This window comes from Flavobacterium sp., assembly GCF_044341265.1.
Taxonomy (GTDB): Bacteria; Bacteroidota; Bacteroidia; order Flavobacteriales; family Flavobacteriaceae; genus Flavobacterium.
Genome location: NZ_JBIISA010000015.1, coordinates 1 through 20098, shown reverse-complemented (window position 1 = coordinate 20098; position 20098 = coordinate 1). Strand labels below are relative to the sequence as shown.

The 20098-nt window shown below is 31.1% G+C and carries 17 protein-coding genes; 7 read left to right on the top strand and 10 right to left on the bottom strand.

Going from position 1 to position 20098, the window contains the following annotated elements:
• Positions 1–41: 41 nt before the first annotated feature.
• Together ACIQ06_RS08950 and ACIQ06_RS08945 are read right to left on the bottom strand one after the other, a co-directional pair.
• On the bottom strand, positions 42–956 hold the full coding sequence (locus tag ACIQ06_RS08950) for a GYDIA family GHMP kinase (RefSeq protein ID WP_396145575.1): 915 nt from the start codon (positions 954–956) through the stop codon (positions 42–44).
• A 4-nt stretch (positions 957–960) separates the two neighbouring features.
• Positions 961–2277 carry a hydroxymethylglutaryl-CoA reductase, degradative gene (locus ACIQ06_RS08945; protein WP_396145574.1) on the bottom strand — a complete coding sequence of 439 codons (1317 nt, stop codon included), beginning with the start codon at positions 2275–2277 and terminating at the stop codon, positions 961–963.
• A 168-nt stretch (positions 2278–2445) separates the two neighbouring features.
• Between ACIQ06_RS08945 and ACIQ06_RS08940 the strand changes: the two genes are divergently transcribed.
• From ACIQ06_RS08940 to ACIQ06_RS08920, 5 genes are all read left to right on the top strand, one after another.
• The gene (locus ACIQ06_RS08940) at positions 2446–4617 is read left to right on the top strand and encodes a S9 family peptidase (protein ID WP_396145571.1); all 2172 of its coding nucleotides are present in this window, start codon (positions 2446–2448) and stop codon (positions 4615–4617) included.
• A 31-nt stretch (positions 4618–4648) separates the two neighbouring features.
• Positions 4649–6337 (top strand): peptide MFS transporter, encoded by a 1689-nt coding sequence (locus ACIQ06_RS08935; RefSeq protein WP_396145570.1) that lies wholly within the window; start codon positions 4649–4651, stop codon positions 6335–6337.
• Between the two features lie 74 nt (positions 6338–6411).
• Complete coding sequence (locus tag ACIQ06_RS08930; protein WP_396145568.1) at positions 6412–8070, top strand: peptide MFS transporter; 1659 nt, start codon at positions 6412–6414, stop codon at positions 8068–8070.
• Between the two features lie 2 nt (positions 8071–8072).
• The gene (locus tag ACIQ06_RS08925; protein WP_396145567.1) at positions 8073–9584 is read left to right on the top strand and encodes a peptide MFS transporter; all 1512 of its coding nucleotides are present in this window, start codon (positions 8073–8075) and stop codon (positions 9582–9584) included.
• Between the two features lie 48 nt (positions 9585–9632).
• A complete protein-coding gene (locus ACIQ06_RS08920; protein ID WP_396145566.1) occupies positions 9633–10175 on the top strand; it encodes a thioredoxin family protein in 543 nt (180 codons plus the stop codon).
• On the opposite strand, the gene ACIQ06_RS08915 is transcribed toward ACIQ06_RS08920, so the two are convergent.
• From ACIQ06_RS08915 to surE, 5 genes are read right to left on the bottom strand one after another with little or no spacing between them, the layout of a single operon-like run.
• The gene (locus tag ACIQ06_RS08915; protein ID WP_396145564.1) at positions 10176–12209 is read right to left on the bottom strand and encodes a ComEC/Rec2 family competence protein; all 2034 of its coding nucleotides are present in this window, start codon (positions 12207–12209) and stop codon (positions 10176–10178) included.
• A gap of 45 nt (positions 12210–12254) precedes the next feature.
• Positions 12255–12722 (bottom strand): C40 family peptidase, encoded by a 468-nt coding sequence (locus ACIQ06_RS08910; protein WP_396145562.1) that lies wholly within the window; start codon positions 12720–12722, stop codon positions 12255–12257.
• A 44-nt stretch (positions 12723–12766) separates the two neighbouring features.
• Positions 12767–13879, bottom strand: a complete 1113-nt coding sequence (gene lpxB / locus ACIQ06_RS08905; RefSeq protein WP_396145559.1) for a lipid-A-disaccharide synthase — start codon at positions 13877–13879, stop codon at positions 12767–12769.
• 5 nt (positions 13880–13884) lie between these two features.
• The gene (locus ACIQ06_RS08900; protein WP_396145557.1) at positions 13885–14157 is read right to left on the bottom strand and encodes a hypothetical protein; all 273 of its coding nucleotides are present in this window, start codon (positions 14155–14157) and stop codon (positions 13885–13887) included.
• A gap of 24 nt (positions 14158–14181) precedes the next feature.
• Complete coding sequence (gene surE / locus ACIQ06_RS08895) at positions 14182–14952, bottom strand: 5'/3'-nucleotidase SurE (RefSeq protein WP_396145555.1); 771 nt, start codon at positions 14950–14952, stop codon at positions 14182–14184.
• A gap of 152 nt (positions 14953–15104) precedes the next feature.
• Between surE and ACIQ06_RS08890 the strand changes: the two genes are divergently transcribed.
• Positions 15105–17378, top strand: coding sequence for a carboxy terminal-processing peptidase (locus ACIQ06_RS08890; RefSeq protein ID WP_396145553.1), 2274 nt, complete (start codon positions 15105–15107; stop codon positions 17376–17378).
• A gap of 67 nt (positions 17379–17445) precedes the next feature.
• On the opposite strand, the gene ACIQ06_RS08885 is transcribed toward ACIQ06_RS08890, so the two are convergent.
• The 3 genes from ACIQ06_RS08885 to ACIQ06_RS08875 all read right to left on the bottom strand — a co-directional run bounded on the left by ACIQ06_RS08885 (position 17446) and on the right by ACIQ06_RS08875 (position 19621).
• The gene (locus ACIQ06_RS08885) at positions 17446–18018 is read right to left on the bottom strand and encodes a hypothetical protein (protein ID WP_396145551.1); all 573 of its coding nucleotides are present in this window, start codon (positions 18016–18018) and stop codon (positions 17446–17448) included.
• A 17-nt stretch (positions 18019–18035) separates the two neighbouring features.
• Positions 18036–18956 (bottom strand): OmpA family protein, encoded by a 921-nt coding sequence (locus tag ACIQ06_RS08880; RefSeq protein ID WP_396145549.1) that lies wholly within the window; start codon positions 18954–18956, stop codon positions 18036–18038.
• 122 nt (positions 18957–19078) lie between these two features.
• Positions 19079–19621: a hypothetical protein gene (locus ACIQ06_RS08875; RefSeq protein WP_396145548.1), complete on the bottom strand. Its 543-nt coding sequence runs from the start codon at positions 19619–19621 to the stop codon at positions 19079–19081.
• Positions 19622–19697: 76 nt separating this feature from the next.
• Here ACIQ06_RS08875 and ACIQ06_RS08870 point away from each other — a divergent pair, with 76 nt between their 5' ends.
• Positions 19698–20018: a hypothetical protein gene (locus ACIQ06_RS08870; RefSeq protein WP_396145546.1), complete on the top strand. Its 321-nt coding sequence runs from the start codon at positions 19698–19700 to the stop codon at positions 20016–20018.
• The last annotated feature ends 80 nt before the right edge of the window (positions 20019–20098 follow it).

Here is a 20098-nt window from a genome sequence, read left to right as displayed (position 1 = left end):
ATTATATAAAAAATCCCGAAGTAATTCGGGATTTTTTTGTTTTATAATATCATGTCTTTATAGGGTATCACTACCTTGTATCCTTTATTGTAAAAATATTCTGTTGGGTTTTCTTTGGAAATGGCTAAAACAAAATCGCCACCCCAAGCGCCAAGACTTTTAATAACTCCACGAAAATCATCAAACAAAGCTTCTTGAACTGTTTGAAGTTCTAAAACATTACTCATTTCAATTTCATGTTTATGTAATGCTAATGCAAATTCTTTTGGTCCTGTTGCATCTACAATTGTCTTTGTAATTGCATCAATTATTTTAACAGTTTTCCCAATATCTCCTTGCTTGTCTAGATATGAAGCAATTGCAGATTTGCTACTTTGCTTTCTGTTCAAATAAACGAAATGTATTTTATCAGTAAAATCAGGTTCGAAAGCTATTTTTTCTACTGTTGGTTTTTCATTGATTAATTGGTAGATAATTGCCGAATCATTTTGAGCACAAGCCAAGTCGTAACCGCTTCCTCCAAAACTTCTTTTAAGTAAATCATAGGCATCAATCTCTAACCATTGAGCAATATTGTTAATTAGAGTAGAAGAAGTGCCCAAACCCCAAAATTTAGGAAAGGTGAGTTCCGTTGTAATCTTATAACCTTTTGAATTTGTAATAAAGTCAGAATTCATAAGATATGCTTCGTGCAAAATCTCAATCAATGTATTTTTTATGTTATGAATTTCATCATAATTTTTCTTCTCAATGATACTAGAAAAAGGAATAGTGTCTTCAAACCAAATACTTCCATCATGGTCGTGACTTCTCCATTGAATAACTTCATTTTCTGAAGATTCAATAATTAAATTCTGACCAAATTTTGTTGGTAACGCTAACGCTTTTGCGCCATCAAGAACCACATATTCTCCTGTGATTAATAATTTACCGTTGCTGTAGAATTCTTTTTTCACAAAATTATTTTCTTAAATTTTCAATAAATTCTACAACTGCAGCATGAGAAATAGTGTTATTTTCAAAGTGCTTTTTAATCATTATTCTTTCTTCATCAGAAGTTTGAAACTGATTCAAAATATTATTAATGTGCATTTTCATATGTCCTTCTTGAATTCCAGTTGTGGTTAACGAACGCAAAGCTGCAAAATTTTGTGCCAATCCAGTTACTGCAACTATCTGCATTAATTCATGTGCCGATGGTTTTCCTAAAATCTGTAAAGCCATTTTTACTAATGGATGCAATGAAGTTAATCCGCCAACAGTTCCTAAAGCTAATGGAATTTCCATCCAAAAAGTAAAGACACCATTTTCTATTTTAGCATGAGATAAACTTGAATATTTTCCGTTTCGAGAAGCATAAGCATGAACGCCAGCTTCAACAGCTCGAAAATCATTTCCAGTTGCAAGAATTACTGAATCAATTCCGTTCATAATTCCTTTATTGTGCGTTACTGCTCTAAAAGGTTCTATTTCTGCAATTTTCACCGCTTGAACAAATTTCTCTGCAAACTCTTGAGGATTCTCGATTTTCTTTTCGGCCAAATCTTCAATTTTACATGAAACTTCAGCACGAACAATACAATTGGGAACATAATTAGAAAGAATGCTCATCACCACTTGAATGTTTTTTTCTTCTTCAGAAAAACCATCATAATTTTGAGCTTCTACTTTTAATGTTTTAGCAAATTGCTCTAAACAAGAGTTTATAAAATTTGCTCCCATAGAATCTTTCGTTTCAAAAGTAGCATGCAATTGAAAGTAGTTTTCTAATTCATTGGTTTTATTTCTTAGTTCAATATCCAAAATTCCACCACCACGCTTTTGCATGTTTTTGGTAATATTTTCGGTTTCTGAAAAGAATTTGGATTTTGTTGTATTGAAGAAATTTTCTAATTTTTGAACATCACCTTTATAAATAAAATGTACCTGTCCAATTTTTTCCGAATTCAAAACCGTTGCTTTAAATCCGCCACGAGTACTCCAATATTTAGCTGATTTTGCAGCCGCAGCAACAACTGAACTCTCTTCAATCACCATTGGAACCGAATAATACTTGTTATTGATTAGAAAATTCGGAGCAATTCCCATTGGTAAATAGAAATTGGTAATCGTATTTTCAATAAATTCATCATGCAATTGTTGCAATTTAGAATCGTTGTTCCAATATTGTTTTATAGTAGTAATAGCTTCTGTTGGATTGGTAAAGTATTCAGTAGCAATCCAATTGATTTTATCTTCTTTTGATAGTTTTGAAAATCCGGCAACAGCGTTATTCATGTTCAAATGATTATATCTTATTTTTAGCAAAGATACGCTTTAGAATTAATTCTTATATTTTGTTTTGGAGGAATTTAAAAATACTAAAAACTGCATTTAACATAAAAATATGCCATTATTTGGGAATTTTTCACTAAAATTGAACTCGTTTTATAATCAATCAAGAAAATGAAAATTACTAAAATTATTACGCTCTTTCTTTTAACAACTTTTTCTGTTGTTGCACAGCAAAAAATTTCGGTAGAAGAAATCTACACAGGTGCTTTTCGTGCCAAAGGAATGGATGCATTACAATCCATGAAAAATACTAATCAGTACACGGTTTTAAATACTGATAGAGCTACAAAAAGCCAGCAAATCGATCTTTATGATTTTGCTACACTAAAAAAAGTGTCGACATTAATAGATACTAAAAACTTCAAGGAATTATCAGATGATGGAATTGATAGTTATGTGTTTAGTAATGATGAAATGCAAATTTTAATTGCTAATAATTCTAATCAAATTTTCCGACATTCTTTTACTGCAGATTACTTTTTGTATGATACAAAATCTCAAAAAATTTCTGGATTTTTAGGTCAAGTTCAAGAGCCAACATTTTCTCCTGACGGAACTAAAATTGCGTTTGCAAAAACTAATGATTTATACATTTATGATATTGCTTCAAAAAACACAACACGAGTTACTAATGACGGAGTGAAAAATGCTGTTATTAACGGAATTACTGATTGGGTTTACGAAGAAGAATTTGCTTTTGTTCGTGCTTTCGATTGGAGTACGGATAGTAAAAAACTAGCTTACATTCGTTTCGACGAAAGCGAAGTGCCACAATTTTCGATGGATATGTATAAAAAAGATTTGTATCCAACATCAGATACTTTTAAATATCCAAAAGCAGGTGAGAGAAACGCATTAGTTTCATTGCATATTTATAATTTAAGTGGCAATATTTCGCAACCAATTAATTTAGGAAATTACTCTGATTTCTATATTGCAAGAATGAAATGGACTAATGATGCTAATTTAGTTTCGGTTCAAGTTCTTAATCGTCATCAAGACAATTTAGATTTGATTTTTGTTGATGCAACTACAGCAAATGCAAAAGTTGTTTTGAATGAAAAAGATAAAGCTTATGTTGACGTAACAGACAATTTAACGTTCTTGAAAGACAACAGTTTTATTTGGACATCAGAAAAAGATGGTTACAATCATATCTATTTGTACGATAAAAACGGAAAACTAAAAAATCAAGTTACTAAAGGAAATTGGGACGTAACTTCTTATTATGGTTTTGACGAAAAAACTAAAACTGTTTTCTATCAATCAGTAGAAAAAGGTTCTATATTGAGAGACGTTTATAAAATTTCGCTTGACGGAAAAAAGAAAGTAAAATTATCTTCACAAGTTGGAACAAATGCCGCGACTTTCAGTCCAGATTTTACTTATTTTATTAATACTTATTCAAGTGTGACAACTCCGCCAACTTATACTTTGAATAGTTCTAAAGACGGAAAACAAGCTCAAGAAATTGTTAACAACACAGCTTTGGTTGATAAATTAAAAAAATATGATTTACCAGCAAAAGAGTTTTTCGAACTTACAACTGAAAAAGGTCATAAACTAAATGCTTGGATGATCAAACCGAAAGATTTTGACGCAACTAAAAAATATCCGGTTTTTATGTATCAATATTCAGGGCCAGGTTCGCAAGAAGTGGCTAATAATTGGTTAGATACTAACGATATGTGGTTCATGATGTTGTCTCAACAAGGTTATATAATTGCTTGTGTTGACGGTCGTGGAACAGGATATAAAGGCGCGGCTTTCAAGAAATGTACTCAAAAAGAGTTAGGAAAATTTGAAGTTGAAGATCAAATCGATGCTGCAAAAGTCATAGGGAACTATGCTTATGTAGATAAATCTAGAATTGGTATATTTGGCTGGTCTTATGGCGGATTCATGTCGAGCAATTGCTTGTTCAAAGGTGCTGATGTTTTCAAAATGGCAATTGCCGTTGCTCCAGTTACTAATTGGAGATTTTATGATAGTATTTACACCGAAAGATACATGACAACACCACAAGAAAATGCCAGTGGTTATGATGACAATTCGCCAATCAATCATGTGAGTAAATTAAAAGGTAACTTTTTACTAATTCACGGAACAGCGGATGATAATGTTCATGTTCAAAATTCAATGCAAATGATTGAAGCTTTAGTTCAAGCTAACAAACAATTTGATTGGGCAATTTATCCAGACAAAAATCACGGAATATTTGGTGGAAAAACAAGAATTCAGTTGTTTAATAAAATGACGAATTACATAAAAGAGAAACTATAATCAACTAAATACAAACTAAAAACAAATTAAAATGAGTGAACAAGTAAAAACAGGACATCCAAAAGGACTTTACTTCCTATTTTTCACAGAAATGTGGGAACGTTTCAGTTATTATGGAATGAGAGCAATTTTCATTCTATTTATGACAAAAGTATTACTAATGAAAGATGCTGACGCTTCTGAAATCTATGGAAGTTATACAGGGTTAGTTTATTTAACACCACTTTTAGGAGGTTACTTATGTGATAAATTTTTAGGTAACAGAAGAAGTATTTTAATTGGAGGTTTGTTAATGGCAATAGGACAATTTTTTATGTTTTTTAGTGCTTCTGCAGGTGCAAATGGTGGTGTTTCATTAATGTGGATGGGATTAACAGCAATTATTATTGGAAACGGTTTCTTCAAACCAAATATTTCTACAATGGTTGGTCAGTTATATCCTGCAAACGATAGAAGAATTGATAGTGCATTCACAATTTTTTACATGGGAATTAACCTTGGAGCTTTCTTTTCGCCATTAGTTTGTGGTTCTATGGATTTCAAATGGGGATTTCTTGCAGCCGGAATCGGAATGTTAATTGGTCTTGTTGCTTTTATTCTGGGTCAAAAAAAATACCTTATTTCTGAAGATGGAAAACATATTGGTTTGCCTGTTAAAAAATTAGATGCAAAAAGCATCGGAATGATAATTGGTTCAATCGCAATTATTTTCTTTATGTTGAACTTCAAACAAATGTTCAAAAGCGATTTAGATATTATTAGTTATTTCATTTATGGAGCAATGGTAGCAATGCCTGTATTAATTTTTAGTGATAAAAGTTTATCAAAAATTGAGATACAAAGAATAACAGTGATTTTTATTCTTGCATTTTTCGTGATTTTCTTTTGGGGTGCATTTGAACAAGCCGGAGCTTCTTTAACATTATTTGCTGATAGACAAGTTGATAGACAAATTAAAATAGTAATACCAGCTTGGTTAATAGTTGGTTCTGGTGTTGTTACAATGTTTTATTTATCAAAAGGATTGCAATGGTTTTTTAACTGGACTTCAAAAATTAGATATGTTGTTTTTGGAATTGTTTCAGCTTTATTAATTGTTTTTATGTTTACAGGACATATTGAAGATTTTATGAAAAACGAATTTCCTGCAAGTTGGTTTCAATCAGTAAATCCATTAGCGGTTATTTTGCTTGCACCTTTATTTTCAATTTTATGGGATTTTCTATACAAGTTTAAAGCTGAACCATCTTCGCCTAAAAAAATGGCAATTGGTTTAGGGTTAGTAGCTTTAGGATATGTAATCATCGCAATTGCAGTTAAAGGTTTAGGTTTAGGCGAAAAAGTATCTATGTGGTGGTTAATTGCTCTATATGTAATTCACACAATGGGAGAATTATGTTTGTCACCAATTGGTTTGTCAATGGTTTCAAAATTAGCGCCTTTACGTTTATCATCTTTAATGATGGGAACTTGGTTTTTAGCAAATGCTGCAGCTAATAAATTTGCTGGAACTTTAAGTGCCTTAATTCCTGGTGGAGAAGATGGAACTGGTCCAGCAACTAGTTTCTTAGGTTTCCAGATTACAAACTTATATGAGTTCTTCGTGTTATTCATAATCATGTCAGGAGTTGCAGCTGCGATTTTATTTGTATTGAGTTCTTGGTTAGAAAAAAGAATGCACAACGACCATGTTGAAGTTATTCCTGAATTAGATAGATAATCATTTAAAAATATTTTTATATCTTTCAAACCTACAAGAAATTCTTGTAGGTTTGTTTTTTAAATTGAATTATTATGTGGAAAAGTCATCCTAAAGCATTGCCTTACTTATTTTTATCTGAAATGTGGGAACGTTTTGGTTATTATTTAATGATTGGAATTTTTACTTTGTATCTTAAAGATGTCGAAGCAGGTTTCGCCATGACAGAGAAAGAAGCTTCCGATTTGTACGGAACTTTTATTGCTTTGGTGTTTTTAACACCGTTTATTGGTGGTTTAGTTGCCGATAGATATTTGGGTTACAAAAAGTCAATTGTTATTGGTGGAATTATGATGGGCGCAGGTTATTTTATGATGGGAATTCATAGTTTACCAATGCTCTACGTAGCCATGACTTTAGTAATTGTAGGAAATGGATTTTTTAAACCCAATATCTCAACTTTACTAGGAAATTTCTATAACGAAGACCAATACAAAGAGAAGAAAGACGAAGGTTACAATATTTTCTACATGGGAATCAATGTTGGTGCTTTTATTTGTAACTTTTTTGGTGCTGCTTTGCAAATTTTATTGGGTTGGCAATATGCCTTTATGGCGGCAGGTTTAGGAATGTTTATCGGTGTAATCGTATTTCTTCTAGGAACAAAACATTACGGCGATAAAACCGATAAAAAAGGAATCCAAGAAGGTGATATGCCATTTTCTAAAATTGTATTATACATTTTAGTTCCGTCAGTGGTTTTTGGAGTTATTGGTTGGTTAATTAAAGGAGTACAATCAGATGTAAATCTTGATAGTGCCATTTTTGGTTCAGATAGTACTGATGCCTTTATTTTTGCTTGTCTTCCAGTAGTTTACTTTTATGGAAGTTTATATTTCAAAGCAAAACCAGAAGAAAAACGACCAATCGGAGCATTACTTTCCATATTTGCAGTTGTGATTTTATTTTGGGCAGTTTTTAAATTAAACGGTTCGGCATTAACAACATGGGCAGATAGGTACACCGATAGAGAAATAAGCGGAACAACTCAAGCTGTTTTTAGTAATTTAAAATTAGCAAAAGATATAGAATACAAAAAAGATTCAACTGAGTTATACGATGCAAGTTTTCGACTTCAAAAAGAAAATGGAAAAGTAGTTAAGGAAGTAAACTATCCTGTTTATTTTAGAAATGTTGAAAAAAATAAATTACCTCAAGAAGGTTCGACAGTTTCCATTTGGGCAACCAATTTAAGTCAGTCTATTAATCCAGGTTGGGTGATTATTTTAACACCTTTGGTTGTTGCCTTTTTTACCTTTTTAAGAAGCAGAAAAAAAGAACCATCAACTCCAACAAAAATCGCTTTCGGATTATTAATTTCAGCTTTATCTGTTCTAGTAATGGTCGCAGCAGTTCATATTGGGAACAACGGAATGGAAAAAGTATCGGTTTGGTGGTTGGTTGCTAATTACGGAATTATAACAATCGGAGAACTATTCCTAAGTCCAATGGGATTATCGATTGTTTCTAAATTATCTCCAAAAAATATTACTGCATTAATGATGGGCGGATGGTTTTTATCAACCTCCATCGGAAATAAATTATCAGGAGTTTTAGCAAGTATGTGGGATCAATATGACGATAAAGCCAATTTCTTTTGGGTAAACTTCGGATTGTTAATGTTTGCAACTGTATTGATGTTTGCCTTAGTGAAAAACTTAAATAAAGTAATGAAAGACCACGGAATCAATTAATTATGGAAATCAATCAGTCAATAGAAGAAATTCAAAATTTTAAAGGAAAATATCCAAAACAACTTTGGTATTTATTCTTTAGCGAAATGTGGGAACGTTTTTGCTTCTACGGAATGCGCGGAATGTTAGTAGTATTTATGGTGAATCATCTTGCAATGGATGAAAAAACGGCCAATCTACAATATGGTGCAACGCAAGCATGGGTTTATGCCTTTACATTTATTGGAGGATTATTTGCAGATAAAATCCTAGGTTTAAGAAAATCACTTTTTTGGGGCGGAATTCTGATGATTATCGGAAGTGTAATTCTTGCCGTTGATCCTAAGAATTTTTTCTTTGTTGGATTAGGTTTTACAATTGTTGGAACTGGATTTTTCAAACCAAATATTTCTTCAATGGTGGGACAATTATACAAAAATGATGATCCAAGAAGAGATGCTGGATTTTCATTCTTTTATATGGGTGTAAATCTTGGAGCATTAATTGGAGGTTACATTTGTATTGCTGTAGCAGAAGGTTCAATGTGGCAATCCTTAGTTCCAGAAAATTTAAGATGGAATGTAGGTTTCGGATTTGCAGCAGTTGTAATGATTATTAGTTTACTAACATTCACTCAAACTCAAAAAAGTTTAGGTCCAATTGGTCTTTCGCCTTTAATGAATGTAGAAAAATCTAAGAAGCAAATTCTTGAAGTTGCAACTTATGTAGGTTCACTTATTATTGTTCCAATTATCATAGTTATGGTTGCTAATACAAAGTATACCGATTATTTCATGATGTTTATTGGTCCAGCTTCTATTTTATATCTATTTTATGAAATGAAGAATTTTTCATCAGCTGAAAATAAAAAGCTTTTAGCTGCTTTGGTATTTATTATTTTCTCTATTTTCTTTTGGGCATTTTTTGAACAAAGTGGTGGTTCATTAAGTTTATTTGCAGCAAACAATTTGAATAACGAAATCTTAGGAATAGAGTTAAGTCCAAATGGAGTTAATAATTCAGCTAATTCATTATTCGTAATCGGTTTTGCAGCATTAGTTGGATTAGTTTGGCTATGGATGGCAAAACGAAAAATCGAACCTAATACAGTTATAAAATTTGGATTAGCATTTATATTTCTTGCAGGTGGTTTTTGGATATTTTATTACACTAAATTCTTTGCCGATTTAAACGGAAGAACTTCTTTAGGAATTTTTACTTTTGGATGGTTCATCATCACTTTCGGAGAACTTTGTTTGTCTCCAATTGGAATGAGTGCTATGACTAAATTATCGCCTCAAAAAACACAAGCTGTAATCATGGGAATGTGGTTTTTAGCAAGCGCGTACGGTCAATATTTTGCCGGTTTACTTGGAGCCAACATAGCTGAAGCATCAGAAAACGCATCCAATTTAGAGAAATTAAACGTATATGCTGATGGTTATTATCAATTAGGAATTTATGCTTTAGTTGCGGGAGTAGTTTTAATAGCGATTTCACCATTAATTAAAAAACTAATGCAAGAAGTAAGATAGCCAACATTTTTTGGTACCATTTTTGAATATATTTGTAAAAAATAAAACATGAAGAAAATATTTATAACATTATTACTTGTCGTTTCCTCAATGACAATTCAAGCCCAAGAGAAATTAACTTGGCATACTAATATCGATGAAGCCATTGCAGTTTCAAAAACTGAAAACAAACCTTTGTTCTTGTTTTTTACAGGAAGTGACTGGTGCGGATGGTGTATTCGTTTGCAAAATGAGGTTTTTAAAACACCTGAGTTTATTGCTTGGGCAAAAGAAAATGTGGTTTTAGTTGAGCTTGATTTTCCAAGAAGAACACCACAATCTGATGCTTTAAAAATTCAAAATAGTCAATTGCAACAATTTTTTGCTATTCGAGGATATCCTTCAGTTAGAATTGCAAAAGCTGGCGCACCAGTTGATGGTAAAACTAGTTTTGAGCTTCTTGGTGAAACTGGTTATGTGGCTGGTGGACCAACAGTTTGGTTAGATGGAGCCAATAAAATGGTTGCCAAGTTTGTTCCTTACACAGCAGAAGAACAAAAAACTGCAAAAAAAGCTGCCAAAAAGAAAAAAGCAACTAAGAAAAAAGCTTAGTTACAATTTATAGAATCCCTTTTCTGATGTATCATGAAAAGGGATTTTTTCTTTTCTACAAGTTTCACGCCACACTTTGATGTATGTTTTATAATTGGTAGCATCAACTACAACTTGATGAGGTTTCCATGATTGAATTATACGCTCTAAGTTCACTTTTGGCGAATTTGTAAGTAATAAAATATCTGGTTTTTCTTCTTCAATAAAAACTGCACTACTATCTATTAAAAGAATTTTTTTGTCTTTGAAATAAAATAAATTTGATAAAGCTTTTTTCTTTTCAATTTCACAAAAATTGGCAACTAAATAAGATTTTAAAGCAAGATTGTCGTCAGTTGTTTTTAGTATGCTATCGTTACTATAAAGTGTAACTTTATTTCCTAGTCTTTCTGTAATTATAGTTACTTTCTTTTTACTAAAAACGATAAATTCACTATTTTTCTGACTGTCATATTTTGCATAAATCGTAACAAGTTGTAATCCAATAATGGCAATTAAACTAAATGCCAGTTTCTTGAAAGTCGGTTTTTTGAACCAAAGAATTATTCCGATTATGACTAAATACCAACACCACATCATGTAGGAGTTGAGTGATAAATCTTTAAAAATAAAATCTTCAAACGATGCTACCCAAGAAATAATCTTATTCAATAACCAAATACTCCATTCTAATAATTTCATCATCGGAATCCATACAACATTGAATGCAGCAAGAATCATTACAATAACTCCAATGCCAAGAATTACACTCAAACCTGGAAGAATTACAATATTGGTAATAAAAAATAATCCTGGAAATTGATGAAAATAGTAAATGCTTAAAGGAAATGTTCCAATTTGAGCGGCAAATGAAACGGTAATTATGTCCCAAAAATACTTTACGATTTTGTTTTCTGGAGTCCAAATAGAAGTTAGGAGCGGTTGCAACCAAACAATAAAAAATAAAGCAACGTAACTCAATTGAAATCCAATATCAAAAAGAAATGATGGTTTTACCAATAAGATTAACAAAGCAGAAACCAGCAAAGTGTTATAAATATTTATGCTTCGTCTTAAAAACATTCCAACTGCAACAAAAGAAAACATTGTTACAGAACGAACTACTGATGGTGCAAGTCCGGCTAATATTCCAAAAGTCCAAAGTGATAAAATAACAAGAACTAATTTAAGAATTGAACCTCTTTTTGTATTTGGAATTGGAGTTAGTAAAAAGGTTACGAATAATAGAATACAACCAACATGCAAACCTGAAACTGATAAAACATGAACGGCTCCTGCATATTGATAATCTCGTATTACTTCTTGAGAAATATCTTGTTGTTGACCAAGAATTAAGGCGATAACAACACTTAATTCTGTTTTGTTGAAATTATTTTTTTCTAGATTCTGTATAATCCTATTTCGAAGTTTACTTGCATAATAAGAAATGCTTTTATCTACAATTGGATTGATTTTGATATCGGTCACATCGGCATAAATCTGAGCATAGATTTGCTGATTTTCAAGGTACTTTCCATAGTCAAATTGGTTTGGATTGTTTGGTTTTCTGTTTTTGTAGAAAGAACCATCAATCATTAAATGAGAACCAATTTCTAATGTGGGAAGCACGCTATCTTTTCTGATATTTAAAATTATTTTACCGTAACTTTTTTTACCATTTAATAGAATCATTTCGGTAACATAACGATCATTATTCAAAGTGTTTTTAAGTTTTTCTTTGATAATTAGTTCTGTAGAAATTTCATTTTCTGTTTCTTTTACTTGATGTAAATAATGATTCTTATTCAACGTTTGATTGCTAATACTCAAAGTAATCATTCCGATTATGAAAGAAGTAAAAAGTGCTACAAATCCAAATAAAGGTTTTTGAATTAAGTCGTTTTTATTTTTGAAATAGAAAAAAATCAAAGAAAAAACACAAAGTAATAGTACTATAAATAGCAATAATAAATTAGGTTTTGTGATTTGAGAAAAAATTATTCCAAACACAAAACAAAGCGTTATTCTTACTAATGGGAATTGTAATACTTTCATTTCTATAAAAGTATGCAAAAAAGTATATTCCTACAAAAAAAATAATTATTCTAAAATTCGATTAATTTGAGCAAAGGATTTTCTGTAATAATCTTCGGTTATTGAAGAAATGATTACACCTTTTTTGGTAGACGAATGAACAAATTTTATATCATCGCGATTAACATCTACAATCAATCCAACATGATTAATTTGACTAGAACCACCAGTTTTGAAGAAAATTAAATCACCTTTTTGAGCGTTACTTTTAGTAATAATTTTTCCTTCTTTAGCCATTTCTTTTGAAGTTCTCGGAAGTGACAAATCATATTTTTTAAAAGATGTAAATACTAATCCAGAACAATCATATCCAGCATTTGTAGTTCCACCAAAACGATAAGGTGAACCAATTTTACTGGTAGCATCATCTATAATTTTTTCAGCTAGTTTGTTATTAGAACTTGTAGTCGAGGAACTTGTTTTACAAGAAGTAACAATTAAAAGTAGTGTGAAAAGCAGTAGGATTTTTTTCAAAACAATAGGACTTTATTATTTTTAACGATAAAAAGAGGCTAATATTATTTTAAAGCGCTAACTATCAAATGAGCCGTTTTTTCGCTTGCGCCAATTCCACCCAGTTTTTGTTCTAAATCATCATACTTTTTAAGTAACTGTTTTCTGTGATTTTCATCAAGAATTTTAGTCAATTCAGATTTAATTCTTTTTGTATTGCATTCTTCTTGAATCAATTCGGTTACCACTTCTTCATCCATTATTAAGTTTACTAACGAAATATATTTTAAAGTAATAATTCGTTTTGCAATCTGATAAGAAATCCAACCACCTTTGTAGCAAACCACTTCTGGTACTTTAAACAATGCAGTTTCTAAAGTAGCCGTTCCAGAGGTAACTAAAGCTGCATGAGAATTACTTAATAAATCATAAGTTTTATTTGAAATAAACTTGATGTTTTTATTGTTTAAAAAGGTTTCATAAAAAGAATATTCCTGACTAGGAGCGCCAGCAATCACAAATTGATACTCTGGAAAATCATCGACAACACTTAGCATTACAGAAAGCATTTTAGAAATTTCTTGTTTTCTACTCCCTGGTAAAATTGCTATAATCGGTTTGTTGTCTAATTTATGTTCTTTTCGGAAAGATTCGGAATCAATAACAGTACGATTATGAATAGCATCGATTAACGGATGACCAACAAATTCTACCGGAAAATTATGTTTTACTTCATAAAAATCTTTTTCAAATGGAAGAATGACATAAAGTTTGTCAAAATCACGTTTGATGTCTTTGATTCTACTTTCTTTCCATGCCCAAATTTGTGGTGAAATATAGTAGTGTGTTTTTATACCTCGTTCTTTAGCCCATTTTGCAATGCGCATATTAAAACCAGGATAATCAATGAAAATTATCACATCTGGATTGAATTTTTCAATATCCGATTTGCAGATTTTAATGTTGTTTAAAATGGTTTTTAGGTTCATAACCACTTCAGCAAATCCCATGAAAGCTAGTTCACGATAGTGCTTTACTAAAGTTCCGCCAACATTTTGCATCAAATCGCCACCCCAAAATCGGATGTCAGCATTTGTATCTTCTTTATACAATGCTTTCATCAAATTGGAACCATGTAAATCGCCTGATGCTTCTCCAGCAATGATATAATATTTCATATAAACTATAAAAACATTGTGGTTATTGCTAAAATTATTGTTGCCATTACAACACCTCTTGCCATAAATTCTTTATTTTTTTTCAGTAAAATGAAGAAAATAATAATATTTAATACAGAACCTAAGGCAACAACTTTCCCAAGTAATCCTTCAGTTTTTAATATGGAAAAATCTTCTATTAAATCATATTCGGTTTGGGTTTTTAAAAATAAATAAGAACCTATAAATGTAGCAACCAGCCCAATAAAAAATCCGATAAGTAAATCTGTTTTCTTCATTTTAATAATATTTTTTATCTAAAATTATAAATCCCAATTATTTAATGTTTGAATAGCATGATGAGCAGTCAAATCAAATTGAACTGGAACAATAGAAATGTAGCCGTTTGCCAAAGCAAATTCGTCAGTATCTTCTCCTTTGTCTTGATTAATGAATTCACCAGTTAACCAATAATATTCTTTTCCAAAAGGTGTTACTCGTTTATCGAATTTTTCTTGCCACATAGCTTTCGCTTGACGACAAATCTTGATTCCTTTAATTTCCTCTGTTTTTAATTTAGGAAAATTGACATTTAAAACGGTTCCTTCTGACAAACCATTTTTCAGAACTTGTAGTGCAATTTTTTTCACAAAAGGTTTGATTTGTTCAAAATCGGCATTCCAATTATAATCTAAAAGTGAAAATCCAATGGCAGGAATTCCTTCAATTCCAGCTTCAACAGCAGCACTCATTGTTCCTGAATAAATCACATTTATTGAAGAATTTGAACCATGATTGATGCCAGAAACACATAAATCAGGTTTTCTTTTCAGGATTTCATTTACAGCCATTTTTACGCAATCTACAGGAGTTCCAGAGCAACTATATTCTAAAACTTCAGCATTTTCTGCAGAAATTTTATTCAAATGCAAGGTGTTGTTGATAGTAATAGCATGCCCCATAGCACTCTGTGGACTATCTGGTGCAACTACAACAACTTCTCCAATTTCAGACATAACTGCTATTAATGTACGAATTCCTGGTGCAGAAATACTATCGTCGTTGGTTATTAGAATTAAAGGTTTTTTAGACATTTGAATTTTATTTGTGTAACAAAAGTAATTATTTTAAGACTTATTCCATTACAAATTTTATAACTTTGAGCCATAGCAATGGTTTTAACAAAAAATTATGCGATGTCTTTATTTTATGGCATAGTTTTTTATGTATTTTAGTAGAAAAATTAATGAATACAATAGTTCAATTTATGAAAAGACATTATAAAATAGTACTTTTAGTGCTAGCGCTTTCCGTTGGTTTATGGAGTTTTATCCCAAAAGATAAAAATGATCCAGAAAAAGATAAATTGCTTATTGAGTTATTGACTTATGTAATTGAAAAAGGACATTACAGTCCAGCTCAAATAGATGATACTTTTTCTAAAGGAGTTTACAAAGATTATATCACGGCTTTAGATCCATCAAAAAGATTCTTTTTGCAATCAGATATTGATGAGTTTTCTAAATACGAAACACAGATTGATGATCAAATCAATAACAAACAACTTACTTTTTTCGATTTGACTTATACACGTCTTATCAAAAGAATGAAAGAAAGTGAAAGCTACTATAAAGCTGCATTAGAAAATCCTATTGATTATTCTGTTAATGAAGATATTGATACAGATTATGAGAAAGCACCTTATTCTAAAAATGTTTCTGATTTAAAAGAACGTTGGAGAAAACAAGTAAAACTTTCAACATTATCTTCTTTAGTTGAAAAACAAAAAATTCAAGAAGATATTCAAAAGAATAAAAATAAATCTCCAGAAGAGCGTTTGAAAGAATATCGTTTAAAAATGGGTGATAAGCTGACTCCTGAATTGGAAAAAAAGTTTCAAGAAAGTATTGCTAAAACTGAGAATGACGCACCAAAAACATTTGAGCAATTAGAAAAAGAGACAAGAGAAAGTACTTTAAAATCATTGAATGAAAATTTCACTTTTATAAGTAAAGAATTAGATCGTTCTGATTGGTTTTCGGTTTATGTGAATGCTATTGCATCTAGATTTGACCCACATACTTCTTATTTTGCACCAGATGAAAAAGAACGTTTTGATGTAAGTATGAGTGGAAAATTGGAAGGAATTGGAGCACGTTTACAAAAGAAAAATGACTTCACTGAAATCACAGAATTAATTTCTGGAGGACCAGCTTGGAGAGGAAAAGAATTAGAAGCAGGCGATGTAGTTCTTAAAGTTGCTCAAGGCGATAGCGATCCTGTAGATGTAGTAGGGATGCGTTTGGATGATGTGGTTAAAAAAATAAAAGGACCAAAAGGAACTGAAGTTCGTCTTACTGTTAAGAAAACTGATGGTTCACTTAAGGTAATTTCAATTATAAGAGATGAAGTTGAAATTGAAGAAACCTATGCAAAATCTAGTGTTGTTGAGAAAAATGGTGTGAAGTATGGTATTATCTATTTGCCAAAATTCTATATCGATTTTGAAAATAAAGACAGTAGAGATGCTGGAAAAGATGTTGCTCAAGAAGTAGCTAGATTGAAAAGCGAAGGTGTTCAAGGAATTATTGTAGATGTTAGAGATAATGGAGGAGGTTCTTTAAAGACTGTAGTTGATATTGGTGGATTGTTTATTGAACAAGGACCAATTGTACAAATTAAATCAGCTGCAGGAAAAAGAGAAGTACTTTATGATAAAGATGCTAAAGTAGAGTGGGACGGACCATTAGTTATTATGACCAATGAGTTTTCTGCTTCTGCTTCAGAGATTTTGGCTGCAGCAATGCAAGATTATAAACGTGCTGTGATTTTAGGAAGCAAGCAAACTTATGGTAAAGGAACTGTTCAAAATGTTATCGATTTGAATCAGTTTGTGAGAGGAAATACTTTAGGTGATTTAGGTGCGTTAAAAACCACTACTCAAAAGTTTTACAGAATCAATGGTGGTTCAACGCAATTAGAAGGAGTAAGTAGCGATATTGTGATGCCAGATAGTTATGCATATTTAAAAATGGGTGAACGTGACGTAGACAATGCAATGCCTTGGGATAAAATAGAAGCTGCTGATTACAAACTTTGGAATAAAGCTGCTAATTATGATTTGGCTATTCAAAATAGCAAGAAACGTATTGCAAGTAATCCGCAAATGAATTTGATTGATGATAATGCTAAATGGCGTCAAGAGCGTAATGAAGAAAATGTATATAGTTTGCAAATTGACAAATTCAAGCAAGAGCAAAAGCAATTAGAGGAAACTAATAAAAAGTATAAGTCAATTGCTGATTATACAAATGCGTTTAAGTTCAAATCATTGCCTTATGAAGAAGAGCAAATGAAAAGTGATGTAACACTAAAAGAAAAACGCGAAAGATGGCATGAAAGTCTTTCTAAAGATATTTATATTGAAGAGGCAATTCATGTTCTTGATGATTTACAGTCAGGAAACACTAAAAAAGCATTGACAACTAAATTGAAAAAAGAAAAAGTTATTAAATCATAAATATCATTAAAAAAATGGCTGACAAAATTTAATTGTCAGCCATTTTTATTTTTAGTAAAACTATTGATTATTCTTTTCCTCCATCAAGAGAATCTTGCCAATCTTTTAGTTCTTGCCATTTTCCTAAATAAGCCAATTCAGCTTGTTTTGCCCAAGTTGATGGATTGTGAACAGCATAGCGTTCTCCAGCATTATCAAGAATTGCTTGCGATTTTTCAACAGAAGTTTCTGAAAGTGATTTCCAAGTTGTAATACCAGCATTGTGATACAATTCTTCAATTTTTGGTCCAATACCTTCAACAATTTTCAAATCGTCTTGTTTCCATTTTTTACCTAAAACAGAAAAAGCTAAATCTGCATTGTAAGGAATTGATGCAACTCCAGCGGAAACTGTTTCTACCGATTTAGCAAACGATTGAATGTTAGCATTAGCACTTGCTTTTGCAACAACTAACTCGCTTTCTAAAGAAGCAATTTTAGCGTTTAAACTTTTTGTGTTTGCTCTACATGCATCCAAATCAGATTGTAGAGAAAGAGAGCCATTATTATCGCCACCTTTAGAATTCATTCTTCCTAAAAGGTAACCTAAAAGACCTGAGATTAAACCTACCAAAGCAGGTATTAAGATACATAAACTCATAATATTATATTTTTAAATTATTTAATTGTAACAACTGTTCTTCTGTTTTTTGCTTTTCCTTCTGCAGTTTTATTATCTGCAATTGGTTCGTCTGGACCTTTTGATGAGGTTTCAATTTTTTCTTTAGAAACACCATTTCTAACTAGATAATCTCTAGCAAAATCAGCTCTTTCAAGTCCTAATCTTGTGTTGATTGTTCTGTCACCAACATTATCAGTATGTCCAACAGCACTTAGTTTTGCACCAGACACATTATCAAGATAACGAACTAAGTCAGCAACTTGTTGTCTCTGTTCAGGACTTAAAGCAATGTCGGTTTCGCCAGTTTTAAAATACAATGTTAATGGACTTGCATTGATTTTTGTTTTCATTGAATTCCAATCCACTTTTTCAGTTGTTGCAGCTGGTTCAATATTCAATAATTTGTAGTCAACTGGACCAAGAATTGTATCTGAACTCATTTTCCATGCATCACGAATTTCTCCTGATGTATCAAATTTAGAGGCAGAAAATCCTTTAGAAACGAAATAATTTTTAACATCATTTGCTCTTGCAAAACCTAAATTAGGATAAGCAGATGTGTTTTTTTCGTCAGATGTTGCATATCCAGTAATCATTAATTTTTGATTTGGATTTTTGTCAAAAAACGCTTTCAAGTTGTCAATTCCTAAATTAAGAGAATCGCTAACAGGCATAAGAGTTTTGAAGTCATTTTTCATGAATTTGAAATTATCATCACATTGATAATTAAATTCATCACCGTTAAGTTTGAATTTGTTTAAAGAAACGTCTGAAGTGGCTGCGACAGAAGTTGAGTCTGAAGCGGCACTTTTAGTGTCTCCATTACACGAACAGTCACAACAATATTTCTGATACAAAAAAGTACCAATAATGATTGTTAGTGCTATTCCGAGTAAATAGCTGGTTTTTTTATTCATAATTAATTAAAAATTAGAAGTTTATCAAATTTATGAAAAAAGAAGAAGCAATGTTTTTTTAACCTTTTTTTTTCTGTAGATTTTTAACTACAAAAAAAGTCCACCTTTTGGTGGACTTTAATTTATCTAAGTTTTTTCAGTTTCTTTTGAGCTTTTTCTAAATCTTCTTCAGCTTCTTTTATTTTAAGTTGTTGTTTTGTTAAAGCAACATTTCCTTTTTCAATTTCAACTGGAGAAAGTTTTCCTTTAGCTATTGCTTTCTCATGTTTGGCTTGCATTTTTTCAAGATTCTTTCTTTCTTTTTCAATTTTACTTTGAGCTTTTTCAACATCTTTCTCAGCGTTTGCTAATTTCTTTTGCTCTTTTTCAAACTTTTTTTGTTCTTTTTCTAATTTGTCTTGTTGTTTTTCGGCTTTTTTTTCAGCATCCTTAGCTTCTTTTTCTGCTTTTTCAACTTTCTCTTCAGCTTTTTCTTTTTCTTTTAAAGCTTTCTTTTCTTCTTTGAGTTGTTTTTCTAAACGTTCTTTTTCAAGAGCTCTTTGTTTTTCTACATCTATTACATTTTGTTTGACAGAATCAACAGCTTGTTTAACTGGCGTTTCTTGTGCAAAAAAGTTTTGAAAACTTACAAGAAGAATGGCTGTAAGTAAAAATTTAATTTTCATATTTGTTAAGTTTTAAATTTATTAGTTTCAACTACCTATATGTTGAAATAGGACAGTTAAATCAATTTATAAAATTATGAAAAATTCTTTAGTACTTGCTATCATTTTATGTCTAATATTTTCTACAATAACTGTTTCTTGTAGAAAAGAAATCGACTCTAGTTTAGAACCTAAAAAATCAACTGATTCAATAGAAAAAAATGAAACTTCAATTCAAACTGATAATGCGGAGTTTGATTTTCTACCTTCTTCAACAACCAATCAAGTTGTTGAGCATAAATATTATACATTGTCCTATAATGAAACATACGAACAAGCAGAATGGGTTGCGTATGAGCTTAAAGGAGTAAAATCATACCACGATTATGAGAGGGCACTGAAAAAGTCCTTTAAGTAATAAGTATAATAATTTAAGGAGTAGAAAACTTAGTTTTTCTGCTCTTTTTTTTGTATATTTAGCTGTAATTATAGAGTTTT